Origin of the sequence: Bacillus sp. B2-WWTP-C-10-Post-4, from assembly GCF_009183805.1 — a bacterium.
GTDB classification, from domain to species: Bacteria; Bacillota; Bacilli; order Bacillales; family Bacillaceae_G; genus Bacillus_A; species Bacillus_A cereus.
The window spans coordinates 1-809 of record NZ_WEII01000273.1; the positions used below are offsets into that span (position 1 = coordinate 1).

The window sequence follows — 809 nt, forward strand, 5'->3', positions numbered from 1 at the left end:
ATTATATGCTTGTCCTTTTTATTTGTGCATAATCAATATATAAACATCTTTAATAATTCTTAATAACTTTTAATTATAGTTCTCTCTTACATTTTATCGTTAAAAAATTAATTGGAGGTTTATTTGCCATGTTCTTATTTGGTTCATCAATTTCCGAAACTTGTACTAATCCATATTGATTAAAATCTTTTTTTATAGATTCAGAATCATAGAAGAACATTTTTACACCTTCCATTATCTCATAATAATCTTTATCCAACTGTTTTCCTTTTCCGTACATGGGAGCTTTTTTAGAAACAGTTGTAAAAACCATATATCCGCCTGGTTTTAACTGATTATAACAATCTTCAATAAAATTCTCTCTTTCCTGTCCATTCAACAAATGAAGAAGTGCATGACTAAATATCCCATCATACAGTTTATTATCAAAAGGCATTTCGTTTACTGAACCGTGATACATACTAACATCTTCTAGTCCGTTTTCTCTTGCTAAATCGATCGCTGTTTTCGAAATTTCAATACCTGTTACATTTATACCATTATCGATAAAAACCTTTGCATTTCTTCCATAACCAATACCCGGAACTAATATATCCTTAACGTTCTTTTCAATAAAAAAATCTTTTGTCAAAATTGCAGATTCTGTAGGTTCCAATCCCCACATCGTTTGTTTTTCAATAAAACTTGATTCCCAAAATTCCATTATGTTTCTATCTCCTTATTCTTATCTCATGTTTAATATCACATGAAAGACCTATTCATTTTAACGCTGCTTTTTTCACCACAGTCACTATAGCTCCATTGAATAT

General features: G+C 29.4%; 1 protein-coding gene. It reads right to left on the reverse strand.

Annotated elements, in window-relative coordinates; translation table 11 throughout:
• Positions 1-73 precede the first annotated feature (73 nt).
• On the reverse strand, positions 74-703 hold the full coding sequence (locus tag GBN78_RS29870) for a class I SAM-dependent methyltransferase (RefSeq protein WP_000397628.1): 630 nt from the start codon (positions 701-703) through the stop codon (positions 74-76).
• Positions 704-809 lie beyond the last annotated feature (106 nt).